This is a genomic window from Roseovarius sp. D22-M7, assembly GCF_037083785.1.
Lineage (GTDB): Bacteria > Pseudomonadota > Alphaproteobacteria > Rhodobacterales > Rhodobacteraceae > Roseovarius.
The window spans coordinates 1-16,429 of the sequence record NZ_JBAPKY010000063.1 but is presented as its reverse complement, the minus strand read 5'-3'; the positions used below and the strand labels follow the sequence as shown (position 1 = coordinate 16,429).

Annotated in this window: 18 protein-coding genes and 3 pseudogenes; 3 read left to right on the top strand and 18 right to left on the bottom strand. The window is 67.2% G+C overall.

What is annotated here, in order from left to right; translation table 11 throughout:
* The 10 genes and pseudogenes from V8324_RS18735 to V8324_RS18690 all read right to left on the bottom strand — a co-directional run.
* On the bottom strand, positions 1 to 3,524 hold a 3,524-nt coding region (locus V8324_RS18735; RefSeq protein ID WP_336421430.1), incomplete at its 3' end, for a baseplate multidomain protein megatron.
* A gap of 9 nt (positions 3,525 to 3,533) precedes the next feature.
* Positions 3,534 to 3,968 (bottom strand): NlpC/P60 family protein, encoded by a 435-nt coding sequence (locus tag V8324_RS18730; protein ID WP_336421429.1) that lies wholly within the window; start codon positions 3,966 to 3,968, stop codon positions 3,534 to 3,536.
* Positions 3,965 to 4,849, bottom strand: coding sequence for a DUF2163 domain-containing protein (locus tag V8324_RS18725; protein ID WP_336421428.1), 885 nt, complete (start codon positions 4,847 to 4,849; stop codon positions 3,965 to 3,967). Before V8324_RS18725 ends, V8324_RS18730 begins: the two co-directional genes overlap by 4 nt.
* The gene (locus V8324_RS18720) at positions 4,846 to 5,088 is read right to left on the bottom strand and encodes a hypothetical protein (RefSeq protein ID WP_336421427.1); all 243 of its coding nucleotides are present in this window, start codon (positions 5,086 to 5,088) and stop codon (positions 4,846 to 4,848) included. The genes V8324_RS18725 and V8324_RS18720 overlap by 4 nt, the downstream gene beginning before the upstream one ends.
* Positions 5,089 to 5,198: 110 nt before the next feature.
* A complete protein-coding gene (locus V8324_RS18715; RefSeq protein WP_336421426.1) occupies positions 5,199 to 5,429 on the bottom strand; it encodes a hypothetical protein in 231 nt (76 codons plus the stop codon).
* A 343-nt stretch (positions 5,430 to 5,772) separates the two neighbouring features.
* Positions 5,773 to 6,828, bottom strand: a pseudogene (locus tag V8324_RS18710) (phage tail tape measure protein); the annotation flags it as partial.
* Positions 6,809 to 6,979, bottom strand: coding sequence for a DUF7697 family protein (locus V8324_RS18705; protein WP_336421425.1), 171 nt, complete (start codon positions 6,977 to 6,979; stop codon positions 6,809 to 6,811). The pseudogene V8324_RS18710 and the gene V8324_RS18705, both read right to left, overlap by 20 nt.
* A 56-nt stretch (positions 6,980 to 7,035) precedes the next feature.
* Positions 7,036 to 7,485, bottom strand: coding sequence for a hypothetical protein (locus V8324_RS18700; RefSeq protein ID WP_336421424.1), 450 nt, complete (start codon positions 7,483 to 7,485; stop codon positions 7,036 to 7,038).
* Positions 7,485 to 8,466, bottom strand: a pseudogene (locus V8324_RS18695) (phage tail tube protein). Before V8324_RS18695 ends, V8324_RS18700 begins: the two are co-directional and overlap by 1 nt.
* 47 nt (positions 8,467 to 8,513) lie before the next feature.
* Complete coding sequence (locus tag V8324_RS18690) at positions 8,514 to 8,933, bottom strand: acyl-CoA transferase (RefSeq protein ID WP_336421423.1); 420 nt, start codon at positions 8,931 to 8,933, stop codon at positions 8,514 to 8,516.
* A 240-nt stretch (positions 8,934 to 9,173) separates the two neighbouring features.
* On the opposite strand from V8324_RS18690, the gene acpP reads away from it, so the two are divergent.
* Positions 9,174 to 9,407, top strand: coding sequence for an acyl carrier protein (gene acpP / locus V8324_RS18685; RefSeq protein ID WP_336421422.1), 234 nt, complete (start codon positions 9,174 to 9,176; stop codon positions 9,405 to 9,407).
* On the opposite strand, the gene V8324_RS18680 is transcribed toward acpP, so the two are convergent.
* From V8324_RS18680 to V8324_RS18645, 8 genes and pseudogenes are all read right to left on the bottom strand, one after another.
* Entirely contained in the window at positions 9,400 to 10,038 is a 639-nt protein-coding gene (locus V8324_RS18680; protein WP_336421421.1) for a DUF6441 family protein, read from the bottom strand. The genes acpP and V8324_RS18680 overlap by 8 nt on opposite strands.
* 340 nt (positions 10,039 to 10,378) lie before the next feature.
* Positions 10,379 to 10,687: a hypothetical protein gene (locus V8324_RS18675; RefSeq protein WP_336421420.1), complete on the bottom strand. Its 309-nt coding sequence runs from the start codon at positions 10,685 to 10,687 to the stop codon at positions 10,379 to 10,381.
* 120 nt (positions 10,688 to 10,807) lie between these two features.
* Positions 10,808 to 11,119 (bottom strand): head-tail joining protein, encoded by a 312-nt coding sequence (locus V8324_RS18670; protein ID WP_336421419.1) that lies wholly within the window; start codon positions 11,117 to 11,119, stop codon positions 10,808 to 10,810.
* Complete coding sequence (locus tag V8324_RS18665; protein WP_336421431.1) at positions 11,119 to 12,123, bottom strand: major capsid protein; 1,005 nt, start codon at positions 12,121 to 12,123, stop codon at positions 11,119 to 11,121. The genes V8324_RS18670 and V8324_RS18665 overlap by 1 nt, the downstream gene beginning before the upstream one ends.
* 57 nt (positions 12,124 to 12,180) lie before the next feature.
* On the bottom strand, positions 12,181 to 12,552 hold the full coding sequence (locus V8324_RS18660; RefSeq protein WP_336421418.1) for a head decoration protein: 372 nt from the start codon (positions 12,550 to 12,552) through the stop codon (positions 12,181 to 12,183).
* A gap of 4 nt (positions 12,553 to 12,556) precedes the next feature.
* Positions 12,557 to 13,621, bottom strand: a complete 1,065-nt coding sequence (locus V8324_RS18655) for a head maturation protease, ClpP-related (protein ID WP_336421417.1) — start codon at positions 13,619 to 13,621, stop codon at positions 12,557 to 12,559.
* Positions 13,622 to 13,625: 4 nt separating this feature from the next.
* Positions 13,626 to 15,074, bottom strand: a pseudogene (locus tag V8324_RS18650) (phage portal protein).
* Positions 15,075 to 15,152: 78 nt separating this feature from the next.
* On the bottom strand, positions 15,153 to 15,368 hold the full coding sequence (locus V8324_RS18645) for a phage head-tail joining protein (protein WP_336421030.1): 216 nt from the start codon (positions 15,366 to 15,368) through the stop codon (positions 15,153 to 15,155).
* A gap of 47 nt (positions 15,369 to 15,415) precedes the next feature.
* On the opposite strand from V8324_RS18645, the gene V8324_RS18640 reads away from it, so the two are divergent.
* Together V8324_RS18640 and V8324_RS18635 are read left to right on the top strand one after the other, a co-directional pair.
* Positions 15,416 to 16,030: a plasmid pRiA4b ORF-3 family protein gene (locus tag V8324_RS18640; protein WP_336421416.1), complete on the top strand. Its 615-nt coding sequence runs from the start codon at positions 15,416 to 15,418 to the stop codon at positions 16,028 to 16,030.
* Entirely contained in the window at positions 16,027 to 16,290 is a 264-nt protein-coding gene (locus V8324_RS18635) for a GIY-YIG nuclease family protein (protein ID WP_336421415.1), read from the top strand. Before V8324_RS18640 ends, V8324_RS18635 begins: the two co-directional genes overlap by 4 nt.
* Positions 16,291 to 16,429 lie beyond the last annotated feature (139 nt).

Genomic DNA, 16,429 nt, shown 5'->3' with positions numbered 1-16,429 from the left:
TATTTGGTGGCCGCTCGCCTGTGGGCTTTGCCACCTCCGGGGTGGGTCATTTTTGGATGATCACACCGGGTCAGTTTTGAATGCACATTGACACCCTCGGTGCCGCGCTGGCCGCGCAGCAAGCGGGTCAGCCGATACCGGCCGGGCGCGAGGAGTTCGGCCGCACCCGCCTGCACGATCTCCCAAACGCCGGGCGCACTTTCGATCGCCAGCGCGTTGGCCCCGCCGAACAGCGTCAGGTCTGTCACGCTCTCCAGCGTGCCTGTCAGCAGATCGACCACCAGCGCATTGCCGAGGTCAAAGCGCGACGTCGGCCCCGCGAAGAAGTCGGAGACCAGAGATCCGATCCGGGCGCGACTGCCGAACGTGGTCAGCAGCTCGAAGCCATCGGTCGAGGGGCTGCGGAACACCGCCATCTCGCCGGGCCAGGGAACCGCGTGAGCGGCGACCAGCGGCCGATGCGCGGGCTGGTCCTCGGTCAGCTGCGGCAGGTCCAGCAGCACCGCCTCGGGTGCACCGAACACGACGGCCTGCGAGAGCGCCGAAGGCCGCGGGGCTCCCGGCGGCAGGTCGTAGGCCTCCCGGTCCTGGCGAACAGCTTCGATGCCGCGCGCGTCACCGTCGGCGATGGAGACGAGCCGCAGCGGGACGGCGCGGCCGTCATGGGCAAAGGTGACGACATCGGCCGGGTCGAGCGCAAGGCGCGACGGAGGGAGCCGGAACACGGCGCTCTCGCGGCCGGTCCACGCTTCCATGAGAGCGCGCCGGCAGCGGCGTTCGGCCTCCTCGGGCGGCACGGCCATCGGGAAGGACTCCGAGGCGATGCGGGTCGTGTCGACGGTGATACGTCGCGCCTCGACCTGTGCGGCCTCGTAATCCTCATCGGCGCGGGCGACCTGCCATTTCAGGGCCTGCGGAAGTTCGGTCTCCTGGCCACGGGTCAGTTCGAGGACATCGCCCTCGCGGGCGGCAACCAGATCGTCCGGAGAGACGCTCGCCACCGCCGCCCGGCCGCGCATGACGAAGCGGATCACGCCTTCCGTCTCGACGGCGTCGAAGCCGAAATGCCGCGCAAGCGTTGTGATCGACGCGCGCGGGCTTTCCAGCGCCGTGATGGCGTAGCCCTCGACCGCGCCCCAGAGGCCGGTGACGTCGACCCGGCTCTCGGGCAATCCCGCACGCAGGCAGAGATGGCGCACGAGCGCGGCGAGCGACACCGCGCCGAGCCGTCCGGTCAGCCAGTGGCCGAGCCGCCAGTTGCCGCCGTCCGTCCAGACATCGGTCAGCGCTGGAAAGAACGGATAGGGCCGCGCGTCCCAGGTCCAGGCGGCGCATTCGGGGACGTGCACCATGCGACCGCCATAGACCGACGAGATCGGGTTGTTCGTGGCCTCACCCCAGAACAGGTAGGTCGCCTCGAGGTAGGCGCGCTGGATCGCGTCGTCCCGCCAGCCGCGGGAGAAGTACGGCACGAAGCTCTCGGAGGACTTCGGATCGAAGAAGACGTTGGGCTGGTTGGTGCCACGGTCGATGGCAGGACAGCCCAGCTCCGTGAACCAGATCGGCTTGGACTCGGGCACCCACGCAGTCGGCGTCCCGCTCTCCACTCCGCCCGGGCGGTCGTAGTGCGGGTTCGACCACCAGGCTCGCAGATCCTTGTAGCGGAAGACCCATGGCTTGCCGGCGGCGCCGTCGCTGATCGCAGTCCGGACCTGCGCGGTGCGATCCGCCGCGCTGGCAAAGAACCAGTCGAAGCCTTCCCCGCCCGCGATGTTCGCCTGCAGATAGGCGCGGTCATAGATCGCGGGCCAGCTCTCGGCTGCGTCTGCGTGTTCGAAGCCGTCGCGCCAATCCGAGATCGGCATGTAGTTGTCGATCCCGATGAAATCGACGTTGCTGTCCGCCCAGAGCGGATCGAGGTGGAAGAACACGTCGCCGCTGCCGTCGCCCGGCTGGTGCCCAAAGTATTCCGACCAGTCGGCGGCGTAGCCGATCTTCGTTCCGGACCCGAGGATCGAGCGCACATCGGCGAGCAGGTCCCGATAGGCCTGCACGGCCGGATAGGTGCTGGCCCCCGAGCGGATCGTCGTCAGTCCCGGCATCTCGGTGCCGATCAGGAAGGCATCGACCCCGCCCGCCGCCGCGCAGAGATGGGCGTAGTGCAGCACCATGCGCCGCAGGCCCCAGTCGCCCGCGACGCCTGTCCAGGAGACGGTCTCGCCGGAGACGCTGAAGCTCGCGGGGGTGGCCGCGCCGAACAGCGCCGCGACCTGCGCGGCCGCCGTGGCCGTCTTGTCCACGGTTCCGGCGAAACCAGCGGCCGGAGAACAGGTGATCCGCCCCCGCCAGGGGAAAGCGGGCTGTCCGGTATCGGCGGCGTTGTCGGAATAGGGGTTCGGCAGCGTGTTGGCGGGCGGCACATCCATCAGGATGAAGGGATAGAATGTCACCCGCAGTCCGCGGGCTCTCATCTCCTGGATCGCCTGTACCACGGCGAAGTCGGACGGCGTGCCGCCATAGACCGGGCGGTCCTCGTCGTCGCGGCTGACCAGAAAGGCGCTGGCGCGGCTGACGCCGTTCACCGACCAGCTGGCGGGCGTGGTCGATTTGGCCGACACCTCGACACCGGGCCGCACCTTGCAGGACCCCGCGCGCAGATCGTCGCCGAACCATGCCACGACGAGGCTGACGCTCTCGACCGCAGGCGCCATGGCCTGCAGCCGGTCCAGCGCCTCCACAATGTCGGTGGAGTCGGCCAGCGCATTCAGGTTCTCCGCCTGCGTCGCGCCACCGTCGGTCTTGCGGATCGCCTGCGTCGCGTAGGTGAACTCGCCCGAGGCCGGGATCATGGTGACGGCGCGGGTCAGGCCCTCGGCGGTGTCGGGATCGGCGAGCGGGCGGAACACCTCGAAGGAGAGCTGCGGCAGGCGATTGCCGTAGGTCGAGAGCGCCAGCTCCTCGAAGACCACATAGGCGGTGCCGCGATAGGCAGGCGTGCTGGCCGCGCCCATCCTCGCGGCGATGAACGGATCGGCCGTCTGCGCCTCGTCGCCCGGATACCAGCGCCAGGTGACGCCGGAGAGGTCCATCGGCTTGCCGTCGGCCCAGATGCGGCCGATGCCGGTGATCGGGCCCTCGCACAAGGCGACGGCGAAGGAGGCGTAGTACAGATACTCGGTCGTCTTGACCTTGCCACCCCCGCCGCCCTTGCCGCCGCCTTGCGTGGTGGTCTTCGTCTCCTCGCGGAAATCCGTCGCCCAGATGATGTTGCCGCCCATGCGCATCCGACCGTAGAGCCGCGGGATGACCGCGCCCTCGGTGGCGGAAGTGATGCGCAGCGTGTCGAGCCGCGCACCCTCGATGCGCTGCGTGGGCGCCAGCGACGAGATGATCCAGCTGTCGACGACCGAGCCGATGCTGGAGCCGATGAAGCCGCCGATGGTCGCGGCGCTGACGCCGAGGATCGCGCCGCCGATCGAACCGCCAATGGCGGCGCCAGCGGCACCGAGGACGAGCGTTGCCATGCGTGAATCTCAGCGTTGCGGGAACAGGAAGGCGAAGGCGATGCGCCGCCGCCAGGATTGGGTGAGCGGTTCCTCGATCACGCCGAGCCGCTCATAGGCGTGGAGGAAGGAGCTGGGACAGGTGAGGATCCCGACATGCTTGGCGATGGCCCGGGGCTTCATGCGGAACAGGACCAGCGCGCCTGGACCGGCCGCCGCAGGTTCCGCCTCGATCATCATGCGCCGCGCGCCCTCGGCCAGAACCTCGCGCGGCCCGGTCTCGCCCCAATCCCGGCTGTAGGGTGGGATCGGGAGCTGCTCGGGGCCGACCACCTCACGCCAGACGCCCCGGGCGAGGCCGAGGCAGTCGCAGCCGACGCCGCGCAGGCTGGCCTGGTCGTGGTACGGCGTGCCGAGCCAGGAGCGTGCGACGGTGACGACGCGCTGGGGATCAGCGGCGTTCATAGCACCGACCCCTCGTGTCCGCCATCCTTGGTGGCATAGCGCAGCACCGCGTCCTGGCCGGGGATGTGCGGGAAACCGCGGAAGTTGGCGGTGTTGGCGAACTTCGCGCCGCAGGTCTCGATGCGCTTGTCGCAGCCGGCGCGGATGGTGAAGCCATCACCCTCGCCGATCGCGCGCACCGGCGCCTCGAGCAGCGTCAGGATGGCGACACCGTCGGTCACGTCATGGCCCAGCACTTCCGCCTTCCGCCCTGCGTTCGCACCGCTCGTCCATTCTACGGTGCCGAAGGTGAACCAGCCGGAGGCGAAGCCGCTGAGACCCGAGGCGGTGAAGGCCCGATCCCGCAGCAGGTCGATCACGGCGCCCGCGCCCTTGAAGGCGGGATCCTCCAGATCGACGCCGCAGCGCGCATCGCCGAGCGCGGCGTCGCAGGTCGCCTGGAACGTCCGCCCGACCGTCTGGCCGAGCACATGGGCGAGCGAGCGGACCTCGGCGACGAACGCCAGCCGCCCGCGCCGGATCTGACCGATGGCGCCGCGACGCATCAAGACGCGCTGGCCGGTGTCGGCCCAGTTCACGCGCCAGACCTCGACCTCGGCGTTGTCCCAGCGGCCGTCGAGGATGTCGGTCTCGGTGATGCGGTCCGATGTCAGCACGCCTTCCGCGTCCTGCGCATCGACCGACAGGTCCGAGCCCGAGCGGACTTCGGAGGCGGTCAATCCGCTATCGGGCTCGAAGTCCGTCCCGTCGAACGTCAGCGTCCGGTCGTGATCGGTGAAGCCGAAGGTGACGGCGTCGTGACGGATGATCCGCCAGCACCAGGCGAGCGTCGTCGTGCCGTCGTCGAGATGGGCCTGCAGGGCGGGAGCGAGGGTCTTCATCGGCAGGTTCCCGTCATGCGGTCGTCGAGATCGGCGATCCAGTCGGTCCAGTCTGGCGGAACCGCCGCGATGGTGTCGGCAGACGGCCGGGCGAGGCGCGCCTCGGCGTAGGAGGCACAGCCCGCATCACCAGCGCCCATCGTTGCGGCGCAGCCGCTCAGCGGGATCGCCAGCGCCGCGGCCATCGCGAACCGCGTCGCACCCGCGCTCGATCTTTTCCATTGTCTCTTCAATGGCATCGCGTTCCGCCTTCCGTTTGCCTGCGCGTTTCCCTTCGACGCGCCCCCAGAACCGGCCGAGGGCCACACCCCCGACCGCGCCCAGAGCCGCGATCAGCCAGATCAGAAGGTCAGCCATCGCCGCGGAACCCGCGCTCGATCCGGTCGCGCAGGCCGATCAGGCCGAGCCCGAGGAACATCAGGCCCGCGGGCGAGGCGTCGCCGCTGCCGGCCAGCAGTGCGACGAGGCGGGACAGTTCCCCAAGCGGCCCGGTAGCGGGCAGCGCGAGAGAGGCGATGCCGGTGAGCATGGCGAGCAATCCCGCCCACCAGGTCATGGAATTGGGTCGGACGTATCGCATGTGATCAGGCCCTCCGGATCAGGGTGGAGAAGAAGGCGACCAGCCGGGCGAGCCAGCCGGTCGGCGTGTCGGGTGCAGGCTTGAGGACTGGAGGCGTCGGCGACGGCCCGCGAGCCAAGGTCAGAGCCTCGTCTTCGGTCAGGCGGCGGATCGGCCGGGAGAAGTCTACGCGGCCCGTGCGGTCCACGGACCAGACCGGGATGGGCCCGCCGGGATAGCGACCATGGCGGAACAGGTCGCGCTCCGCCTCCCGCCGCGGGATGATCTCCGCCGGCCGCCGCCAGTTCAGGAAGGCCTGCGCCGCGGCCTCGCGGTCGAGGGCGTTCAGGTGGCGGGTCAGCGCAGCGCGGGCGATGCCGCCGGTCGCCGCCACGAGGCGCGTGAACTGGTAGATCAGCTCGCCCGCGCCGACGATGAGCGCGCCGATGCCTGTGCGGATCAGCGCACCGCGCAGCACGACGAGCGCGGTGGCAAGCCCGCGCACGGAGAGCGCGGCGGCGGCCATGCCAGCCACCCAGCGTCCTGCGAGGAACGCAGCGAAGGTGGCGGTATAGGTGGTCAGGCGGCCGATGTTGTCGAACAGACCACGGATCGCAATGCCAAGCGGCCCGGTACGGCTGGCGACCGCCGCCATGGCCTCGGCGACGGCTTCGAGCGCGGGGGCGGCCGCGACGGCCAGCTGGTTCGAGAGCCCGCGCCAGATCAGCCCCAGCCGGGAGATGGCATCGTTGGTGCGCTCGATCTGGTCGGCGTCCTGTTCCGAGACCACGACCCCGAAAGCGCGCACGTCCTCGGTCGCCTGGCGCAGCGTCGCGCTGTCGATCCGGCTCATGGCGATGGAGCCCTCCTCGCCGAACAGCTGGCCCGCGACCGCCGCGCGCTCGGCGGCCGGCACAAAGTCTTCAATGGCGGCGTTGATCGCACCCACCCGCTGATCCAGCGGCAGGGCGATCAGATCGGTGGCCGACAGCCCCAACCGGTCCAGCGCGTCGGCGGCAGGGCCGGTCCCCGCGGCCGCCTGGCTCAACCGTCGCGTCAGATCCTTGGTGGCCTGCTCGATGCCCGACATCGAGACGCCCGCCAGTTCGCCCGCGCGTTCGAGCGTCTGGATCGAGGCCACCGTGGTCCCCAGCGATTGCGCCAGCTTGGCCTGCGCATCGACCGTCTGCAGGCCGGAGCGCACCATGGCCACGCCCGCTGCCGTCGCGGCGGCAACAGCAGCGGCTGACGCCACACGCACCCGGCGCGCAAAGCCGGCCAGTCGCCGGTTCGCCGCCTCCATCTCCTGGCTGAGCCGTCCGAACCCGCGCTTGCCGGCCTCGCCCACGCCCTCGAGCTCGGCGCGTACCTGCCGCCCGCCGGTCGCCGCGAGGCGAACGCTAACCCGTTTCTCGGCCATGGGACTGTTCCATCTGTTCGTTGAGCTTCGCCACCATCACCGCTTCGATGCCGGGCAGCAGTTCGGCCATGGCGACCGGCGGCACGCCGAGCGCGTCACCGAGCGCCAGCGCCGCCGACATGTCCCAGCCGATCACCGCACCGGGCAGCACGCGCAGCTGGCCACCCAGACGCCCGACGAGGTCCCAGACCTGCCAGCCTTCATGGGTCAGCGGCTGGTTTTGGACCGCGGGGCAGTCTTGGCACGCTTGCGCGCACGCTTCGCAGTATCGCTCGCCCCCGCCGAAGGACCACTCGGCGAGAGCGCGGAGGCGTTTTTTTCCTGTTCCAGCAGCAGGCCTTTGGAGACATAGGTCAGCTGGAAGGCCTCGAAGATGGGCCAGACGTCGAGCAGCGCGTCGATGGTCTCGGGACTTGGTTCGATGGGATTACCGTCCGCGTCGCCGATGCCGTCCCAGGCGAGCACCGCCCGGCGCGCCAGTGCCTTACCGAAAGCCACCGCGCGTTCCTCGTCGGTGGCGTCCTCGGGCATAGCCTCGACGGCCGGGTCGCTGCGCGTCGCCACCATCAGCGCGGTGGTCAGCGGGCGGAGTTGCACCCGGACGCCGGAGGCGAGCTCATGCCATCGCGGCGTGTTCGTCAGGTCGAGTGTCAGCATTAGTAAATCTCCACATCGTTTACGAGGGTGGTGGTGCACATCCGGCCGACCACGCTGTCGCGGGCGGCCTGCCAGTCGAAGGTCGCCTGCACGCCCTGCGGTCCGGAGATCTCGATCCGCGGGCGCGGCAGGTAGACGGCGTGCGCGATCAGAGAAAGGCTCTCGCCGGAGGGCAACGTATAGCCGAACTCAAGCTCGCAGGGATCGCCATTGATCGCCTGGTTGACCAGCACCTGGTCGGCGAAACGCACCTCGACCCTGCCCGTCAGGGCGGCGATGCTCAGGTCGGCCCCGTCGATGCGGCCATCCGGCCGGATGGTTTCCACCCGATCGAGATTGTTGGCATAGGTGATCTCGGCCGAANTCCACCCGATCGAGATTGTTGGCATAGGTGATCTCGGCCGAAACGATGTTGCCGAGGGACGATCCGTTCCGCGTGATCGCGCCGTTGAAATGGCCGAAGCGCTGCAGGTCCAGCTCGGCCAGTGTGCCGGCGGCAGACGCCGTAGCGGTGCTTTCGCCCTGTGCCACGAGGCTCGCGGTTGCCGTCAGCAGCCCCGAGCGCTGCATCTGCCAGCTGATCTGGTCGAGCACGCAGCCGGAATACAGCGCGAAGCGCGGCACCTCCGGCATGCCGGTCTCGATCGACATGCTGGGCAGCGTCCAGGACCCCGACTGGAACTCGTGGGTCCAGGGGCCTGTGCCGGTGGTGGCAGGCTGACCGAAGGCGGCCTTCAGCCAGAAACCGAACGCCTGCGCGTCGATCGGCACGACCACATCGCCGTCCGAGGTTACCGCGTCCTTGATCGGAGCTAGCGGATCGCGGCCGTAGCCGAGCAACTCCGAATTCAGTAGCGGCTGCTCGGCCCCGAGCGAGGTGCTGGCGAAGGGCATGCGGGTGAAGCCGCTGGCGGGCGGCGTTCCATAGGTCGTCTCGAACGCCAGCGCCATCAGCGCCCGCGCCCCCTGGGCTCGTGCCATGGTGGTCTCCTCCGGTTGTCGGGTGGGTCAGGTCATCGTGCAGCTGATCAGGCCAAGGGATCGGCCGCCGAATAGTGCAGGACGACCGGTATCACGGCAGCTTTCAGGCTGGCCGCGCCCTCGACTGGCAGATCGACCGGGCGCGGCGCTTCCGCCTCGACCCAGTCGCAGAGCCCGCCCAGCGTTCGGTCGGCCGCGAGCGCCGCGCCGATGCTGGCGGTCAGCGTGTCGAAGGCGGCATCAAGGTCGGCGCCTTGCACCACTGCCTCGATTTCGGCTTGGTGCTGGTAGTGATAGCGCAGAGGCGACAGCGTCACCTCCGGATCCCCCGGCTCGCCGTCGCGCAGGATCAGCAGGCCCTCGGCCGGGACACGCTCGGGCAGCACCTCGCCGCGCAGGGCGGTGGCGGGCAGCGCCGAAAGCCGTGCGTGCAGCGCGGTGAGGATGGTTTCGCGGGGGGTGGGCATAAGGATTCCTTGAAATCCGGCACTTTAACCTACCGGTTCCGCGATCTCTACCTACGATCACTGCTTCGGTCGTGAGCTCCTGCGAACCTCAAAACTGGTTTTTTTCGACATATAAGCTATGCTCCTGGTCCGTGCAGGTGATCGAAGTCGTCTGTCGTCTTCCCGTCTTACGAGCGCGATAAATCTTATGAACGTCGATCTGACTTCAGACCCACGCCTGAAACTTGGGAGTAAAAACACATGAGCGACATCTCTAATCGAATAAGGAGACTTGTTGCAGCAATCCTTCACGTTGATGAAGCCCATGTCGTGCCTGAAGCATCGTTCATCAACGATCTTGCAGCAGAAAGTCTCGATAGAGTTGAAATCGCGATGGCGTTGGAAACAGAGTTTGGAATTGAAGTAAAGGACAATGATTTCGATAAGATCAGGACCGTTGGTGAAGCCGAAGTTTTCATAAAGAACGCTATTTAGCGGAACTACGCCCCTCCACCCAGTTCGCCACGATCAACCCCGGCACGCTGTCATGCGCCCGCTCGGCATCCCGATCCAGATCCAGCCGCTTCGGCAGCTTGACCTGGGGCACCAGCAGGAAGATCGGCACCGTCATGCGCCCACGACCGGTCTTGGAGCGCGATGCCACGCCGAGGCCCCGTTTGTTCAGACGCCCCTCGGCCACGAGCAGGCTCGGGCCCGTGCGGCGATAGACGAAGCGCAGACGCAGCCCGCGCCGGCGCTCCCACTCGCCGGGGGTGATCTTGCCGCCGCGGAGGCCGCGTCCGGCAGCGGGCGTCGGGATCGCGAGCCAGAAGCCGGTATTCGAGCGGATCAGCGGGCCGGTGTCGTGGGCGCCGACGATGGCGGGCGCCTTCGACCAGACCAGCGCGGCGGCGCTCAGGCTGGGCTGGCCCTTAGGGTATTGCGCCGACCGGATGGTGCGGGACAGGCGCTGGCCGAGTCCCGCGCCTGTAATCTGGCCACGCCAAGCCGTCTTGAGATTGGTGCCGGCTTCGCGCGTCGCCGCCGTTACAGCATTTTCCCCCGCCTTGATCTCAGCGGCCATCATGGCGGCCAGGTCGGGGGTGATGTCGAGTTTCAGCTTCATTCCGACCTGAATTTCGAGAAGCAGACTAACTGCTCAAGGCTGCTGCAGGGCATTTGATCCGCCTGTAGGGATTTGAAAGTCTGACGATGTCGGCGTTGACCCGTTGAAGGTCCCCGATCGGTGTGGCCAAGAAAAATCGAACGATGGCCGCACAGGTGCTTTTGGCAAACACGATGGATCAACGGGACGATTGATTCGATCTTTGCCTCAAATGACAGGCAACTCGGGGAATGTCCCTCGGGTCTGCTCCGAGCGCAGCAAGGTTACGGCTGACGTTCAAGGTCGCGGTCCGGTACTTGCAAATACGATCAGTCAGTTTTCGAACAGTGAACGTCGAGACTTATTCGTGCTCACCATCTGAGCGGCGACCTGACCCACGTACGAACAGCTCAGGCTTTTTCGTGGCAGCGGTGAAGGTAGCGACCGTTATCGCCGCAGCTGCTATCAAGACAGTGTGCCCGAGCACGCTGGCCGCAAGAAAAGTGTAGCTGCCGATTGCTGTTGAAAAGCTGACTGCCCACATCACCCCCAATATCTGCAAGACATAATGCCGAGTGCCGACATCAGGGATGTTACGAAGCGGGCTGACTTCATGATGGAACATGAAATTCCACGCGTACACGACAACACTTCCGGTACTTGCGAACATGATTTTGGTCCTTTCAATTTCTTCGTCTATCTATGCTGGGGATATGTGCATTCACAGGCCCAACTTTGGAACTTACAAATAATACGACGGTCTTGGCCGGTCGGATCAAAGAATCACGGGTCACGCCGGCCGCAGATCCACGGTCCAGACTAGGCGCTCGCGATCGCGCGCCGGCTCGCCCTGAATAAGGAAGGCCTCGCCGTCGATCTCCATGCGGTCGCCCGGCCGCGGGGTCGGCACCTCGGCCACGCGCAGATCGACGCGCGTGGTTTCCGACCAGAGGCGCGCGTCGCCAAAGCCGGTGATGTCATCCGCGCGGCGGGTGACCACGCGGACGAGGACGGGTGCACCGCCCGCGGGCGTGTAAATGGCCTCGCGCCCGATATTGCCATCGGCAAAAAGCGCGTCGAGCGCCATGGCGACGGCGCTCATCAGGTCCGCCGAGCGCTGCGCAGCACCTGCGGGCGGGTGCAGATCGGCAGCGGGTTGCTCTCGATCTCGAGGCGCACCCATTCGTCGCGGTCGCGATCCGGAATCATGCGCGCGTAGAGCGGCAGGCCGACGGTGTTGACCGTCTCGAAGGTGTCGGCGGGGGCGTAGTAGATCTCGAACAGCCCCTCGACGCCCTCGGGGTAGAAATACGCCTTGTCGGTGGGCACGCCGAAGCCCAGCCCGCCCCGGTAGCGGCGGAAGGTGATGCCGCCGAAGCTGACCTCCTCGCCCACGCGGCCCCGCAGATCGGCGGCCGCGGCGGTGTTGAGATAGGTCTCGCGCACCTCCTTGTGGGCGACGAGATCGGCGAAAAAGGCCGAGCCGCATTCGGCGCGCAGCTGCACCTGACCGGCGGCCAGCCCGCCCAGCGTGTCCTCGACGCTCTCGATCATCGCCTGACAGCGCTTGCGCAGCGCCCCCGAGGCCGGGGTGGCATTGTCCAGATCGAAATCGATCTCGGCGGCCGGGGCGATGCCGAACTCGGCGTGGTAGTCGATGACGGTGGCGCCGTCCTTCGGGTCCTTCACCACCCCCTGAATGCCATTGAAGAGGTGGAACTCGAAGGTGGCCTCGGCATCGTTGCGCAGGCGGCCCAGTTTGCGCGCCACTTCCGTCTGCACCTGCTGGACGGCGGTTTCCGAGCCGAAGTCACGGATCGCCTGGATTTCCGAGGCCCAGAGCACGTCCTGCTTCTTGAACTGCCGGCAGACGAAGGCGCGCATGTCGCGGCGTTCGGGGATCTGGCTCTCATAGGCCGAGCCGCGCTCCGAGAACGGGATCAGCGACAGCGTGCCGTCGCGGCTCTCGATCATCACGGTGCGCGTGCGCACGCCGCGGCTGCCGAAGAGGTTTGCGCCCGACAGGATCGCGGGCTTGTAGGGGATGTTCTCGAGCGCGCGGGTGAGCTCGATGATGGAGAAGGCATCGCCTTCAAAGATGTCCATGGTGGCCACAGCGTGCCTCCTTCTGGTCTGGATGTGATGGGGAAACTGCGCGCGGGATCAGCGCAGGAGGATGCCGAGCGCGGCCAGCGCCGTCGTGGCGGTGGTGATCTGCGCCTCGGTGGCGCCCTCGGGCCAGCTGATCTCGTGGCGATTGACGATGGCGGGGCCGCGCACCAGCACCACGGCATGGGCCTCGGTGTCGGTGGCATCGACAGCCCCCCAGAGGATGCCGGCGGCGTTCTGGCTGCCGTTGGTGGCAGCGGGCGCAAGCGGCGTGTATTTGCCGCCCGTCGTGATCTTTCCGAGCACGGTGCCGGGCGCGAGCTTGCCCGCGCCCGAGGCGACGGTGACGGTGTCGCGGGTATAGTCGCGCAGCACTTCCCAGGTGAGAAAGCCGCCCGCGTGTTTGCCTTCAGTGAGCGTGGTCATGATTTCAGCCTTTCAATTTGAAAGTTCGGGCGATGACATCGCCCCAGGGGCGCGTGGTCTCGCTGCGCCCGGGTTGCGGGTGATGCGGGGTGATCTGCGGCGCGGCCTCGGCGCGCGCATCCAGCAGGCTGGCGCGCACGCCATCGAGGCTGGCGTCCTCCTCGAGGAAGCGCCCGGCCATCTGAGGCTGGCCGGCAAGGCGGCAGAGATCGATCACGGCGCGGGCATGGGCGATGGCCTCGGCCCGGATCGCGGTGGCGTCGGTTTGCTCCGGAGCATTGTTGGCGGCTGCAACAATGCTGCCGGCATCATCGACTGCGGGGATGTCGGAGGAGATGTTGTCACCTGCGCCATCCGCACCCTCGCTTCCAGGATGCGGTGCAGGATCGGTCGGCGGCGGAACATCGATGTCGCCTCCAACGATGTCGGTGCCTGCTTCCGTGCCTTCGTCCGGCGCGACGGCCTCGACGGTCTCGACCGCTTCCACGAGTTCGGGCGGTGCGTTGCGGAACCGGCCGATGTCGAAGGCGGCGGCGATGCGCACGGGCTCGGCGAGGCGCGTGGCGAGCCCCGCCGCCAGCGCCTCGGCGGCATCGAACCATGTCTCGGCCGCCAGGAACGCGGCGATCTCCGCCTCGGGCTTGCCGGATCTGGCCGCGTAGCCGCGCCGCATGCTGGCCGCGATCTTGTCCAGCGTCCCGGCCATATCACGCATGTCCGACGCCGTGCCCATGACCAGCCCGCTTGGGTCATGGATCATCAGGAAGGCGTTTTCCGGCATGACGATCTCGTCGCCTGCCATTGCCACATAAGAGGCGGCCGAAGCCGCGATCCCGTCGATCCAGACGGTGACAGAGCCCTTGTGACGGCTCAGCGCGTTGTGGATGGCGACGGCATCGAAGACCGAGCCGCCGGGGCTGTTGAGCCGCAGATCAATCGGCGCGTCATCGGGCAGCGCGCCCAGCTCGGCCAGAAACCCCTTGGCAGAAACGCCATAGGCGCCGATCTCGTCATAGATCAGCACCTCCGCGCCGGTGTCCCGGGCGCGGATCGTGTACCAGCTGTTCATGATGTCACTCCTGATTGGTGGCGCGGTCGGTTGCGGCCGCGTCCTCGCCATTGTCTTCGCCAGCCCCGTCGCCGGGACCCGGTCGCGTGGCCGGCGTGGCGCGGGCGCCCTGCGTCTCGCCCGGGCTGGTGCGGTAGAGCAGGCCGAGGCCCTCGGCACGCGCCGTGTCCACCGCGTTCTCGCGGTCGACCTCCTCGACATCGTAGCCGGTGGCCTCCACCACCTTGCGCCGCGAGGTGATGCCGGCCTCCATCGCCAGCACCTGCGCCTGGATGTCCTTCAAAGGATCGACCCAGTCCCAGCGGGGCGGGATCCACTGCACCATGCGCGCGGCCGCCGGATCTGGCATATCCAGACGACCGGCCAGCTGCGCCGTCATCAACCAGCGTCGCCAGACGGGCCGGCAGAGCTGATGGGCGATCACCCCGTGCTGGAGCTGCTGCACGCGCCGGCGGAATTCCACGAGTTCCGCGCGCAAGGACGAATAGTTGGCCTGGCGCACATCGCCGGTGACCAGATGATAGGGCAGCCCCAGCGAGGCCGAGACCGCCAGAAGCGTGCGGTACTGGAACGCCTCGTAGCCCCCACCCACGTCGGCGGGGCTCGAGAACTTCACATCCTCGCCGGGCAGCAGCACCTGCATCGTGCCGGGCTCGAGGCTGGCGATGGCCGCGCCATCCAGATCGGCCTCGTCCTCGCCCATCATCGGGTCTTCCGGCGCGGTCTTGGTAATGAAGCCCGCGAACATCGCCGCGGTCTTCTTGCGATCCAGTTCTGCGTCGTCATACTGATCCAGCAGGAACAGCCGCACCATGGCCGGCGCTACATGCGGCAGCCCACGGATCTGCCCGGCATCGAGTGGGCGGTAGATGTGCAGCACATCCTCGGCCGGCACGCGCACCGTCTCCGGCACCGCGACACGCTGATCGGTGCTGTCGCCTGGATGGGTGCGGCGGAAGTGTTAGGCGACGCGCCGCCCGATCAGGTCGAACTCGATCCCGCAGCGGATGCGGTTGCCATTGGCTGCTGTCCCCGTTTTCTCGAAGGGCAGCATTTCCGATTGCAGCAGCTGCATCTGCATCGGCACCAGCAGCCCGTCTTCAGCCCGGCGCGGGCGCATCCGGACGAAGCACTCGCCCGCCACGAACATCTCGCGCGCGACCATCGCCTGAAGCCCGTAGAAATCGGTCAGCCCGTCGGCATCGGCCTCGTCCGTCCAGGCGAGCCAGAGCCGCTGGACGCTGTCGCGCAGGTCGGCGTCGTCGATCAGCGACGAGGGCTTGATGCCGTCGCCCACCACGTTGGCCGCAAAGGCCTCGCAGGCATTGGCCGCATAGCCGTTGGTGACGACCAGTTCCCGCGCCCGGGCCAGCAGTTTCGGGCCGCCGGAGGCGACCAGCGTGTTGATGTTCTCCAAGGGCGGGTTCCAGCCCCGCAACCGGCGTTTGGACATGGCACCCTCAAGGCGCGCGCGCACGCCAGCCGGGCCAGCATGGGGCTGGCGGCGAAACCGATCAAACAGCCCCATGGACTACAGCCCCTTCGCTGTCGTCACGCGCACATGGCGCACGATGCGCCGTCCCTCCAGAGCCGCGATCTCGCGATCCAGCGCCTCGATCGCCCGGTCGATCTCGGCCACGCTGCGGTAATCCACCGTCTTGCCGTCATAGCTGACGCGGGCGACGCCCGAAGAGCGCTGTGCCGAGAGCGCGTCGCGGCGAGACTTCAGATCGACGATTGTGGACATGCGGCCGGCCTTCTATCGTCGGGTTGTCGCAGCATCCGGAGCCGGACATGTCAGAGACCGTTGCCCGAATTCGCATTGAACTCGAAGACACCGATCCTCTGGTCTGGCGTGAGCTGGATCTGCCAATGTCGACCACGTTGGCCGCGCTGCACGACATCATTCAGGTCGTGATGGATTGGTGGGACTACCACCTTTACGAGTTTGTGATCGGCGACAAGATCTATGGTGAGCCGCATCCCGATGACGAGCTCTACGAACGCAAGGTTTACAAGGCCAAGGCGATCCGGCTTGGCACCCTGCTGGACCGCGACGTGCGCTCGTTTCTCTATGTCTATGACTTCGGCGATAACTGGCGGCACCGCATCACCGTCGAAAACATCCGCCAAGGTAACCCGGATATCGAATATCCAAAGTTCATCGCCGGCGCGCGCCGGGCACCGCCCGAGGACGTTGGCGGTATTACCGGGTTCGAGGAATTCCTCGAGGCGGTGGCCGATCCCGAACAAGAGGACCACGAGCGGATGCTGGAATGGTACGGCAAGCCCTTCGACCCGGAAGACATCGACGAGCGACGTCTGCACATGATCATCGACGATATTGCCGCGCGGCGGCGCGGCCCGCTTTCGAGGCATCGCGGCGATGCACGCAAAAAGCTGTCGTGACCGGGTTCGTCTACGTCCTAGGCAGTCAGACCTCCGGTGGTTATCGCACCTACGTCGGATGGACACTCGATCTCGAGCGTCGCCTGGCCGAGCACAATTCCGGCATCGGCGCGAAATCGACACGCGGCAGTGTTTGGTGCCTGATCTATGCCGAGCGATGGCCCTGCCGCATCGAGGCCATGCGCCGCGAATGGCATCTCAAGCGCGACCGTTCCCTGCGACGGCGTCTTGCACGATCGGTGCAGGGCCTTGGGCGCTGATCGACCAAAAGCCCTTGACCAGTCAGGGCCACCCTCACTGATTTTGTTCAATTAAAGCCTGATCGTCATGGCAACAACTGACGTCGATGCCATGCCGTTGTCGAGATCGTTGTCCTGTGTTTACAGGCTTGAATGCGTA

Coding starts and splice junctions, on each gene's coding strand:
- V8324_RS18730 (WP_336421429.1), bottom strand. CDS start 3,968: ATGAACGCCGCTGATCCCCAGCGCGTCGTCACCGTCGCACGCTCCTGG.
- V8324_RS18725 (WP_336421428.1), bottom strand. CDS start 4,849: ATGAAGACCCTCGCTCCCGCCCTGCAGGCCCATCTCGACGACGGCACG.
- V8324_RS18720 (WP_336421427.1), bottom strand. CDS start 5,088: ATGCCATTGAAGAGACAATGGAAAAGATCGAGCGCGGGTGCGACGCGG.
- V8324_RS18715 (WP_336421426.1), bottom strand. CDS start 5,429: ATGCGATACGTCCGACCCAATTCCATGACCTGGTGGGCGGGATTGCTC.
- V8324_RS18700 (WP_336421424.1), bottom strand. CDS start 7,485: ATGCTGACACTCGACCTGACGAACACGCCGCGATGGCATGAGCTCGCC.
- V8324_RS18690 (WP_336421423.1), bottom strand. CDS start 8,933: ATGCCCACCCCCCGCGAAACCATCCTCACCGCGCTGCACGCACGGCTT.
- acpP (WP_336421422.1), top strand. CDS start 9,174: ATGAGCGACATCTCTAATCGAATAAGGAGACTTGTTGCAGCAATCCTT.
- V8324_RS18680 (WP_336421421.1), bottom strand. CDS start 10,038: ATGAAGCTGAAACTCGACATCACCCCCGACCTGGCCGCCATGATGGCC.
- V8324_RS18675 (WP_336421420.1), bottom strand. CDS start 10,687: ATGTTCGCAAGTACCGGAAGTGTTGTCGTGTACGCGTGGAATTTCATG.
- V8324_RS18670 (WP_336421419.1), bottom strand. CDS start 11,119: ATGAGCGCCGTCGCCATGGCGCTCGACGCGCTTTTTGCCGATGGCAAT.
- V8324_RS18665 (WP_336421431.1), bottom strand. CDS start 12,123: ATGGACATCTTTGAAGGCGATGCCTTCTCCATCATCGAGCTCACCCGC.
- V8324_RS18660 (WP_336421418.1), bottom strand. CDS start 12,552: ATGACCACGCTCACTGAAGGCAAACACGCGGGCGGCTTTCTCACCTGG.
- V8324_RS18655 (WP_336421417.1), bottom strand. CDS start 13,621: ATGAACAGCTGGTACACGATCCGCGCCCGGGACACCGGCGCGGAGGTG.
- V8324_RS18645 (WP_336421030.1), bottom strand. CDS start 15,368: ATGTCCACAATCGTCGATCTGAAGTCTCGCCGCGACGCGCTCTCGGCA.
- V8324_RS18640 (WP_336421416.1), top strand. CDS start 15,416: ATGTCAGAGACCGTTGCCCGAATTCGCATTGAACTCGAAGACACCGAT.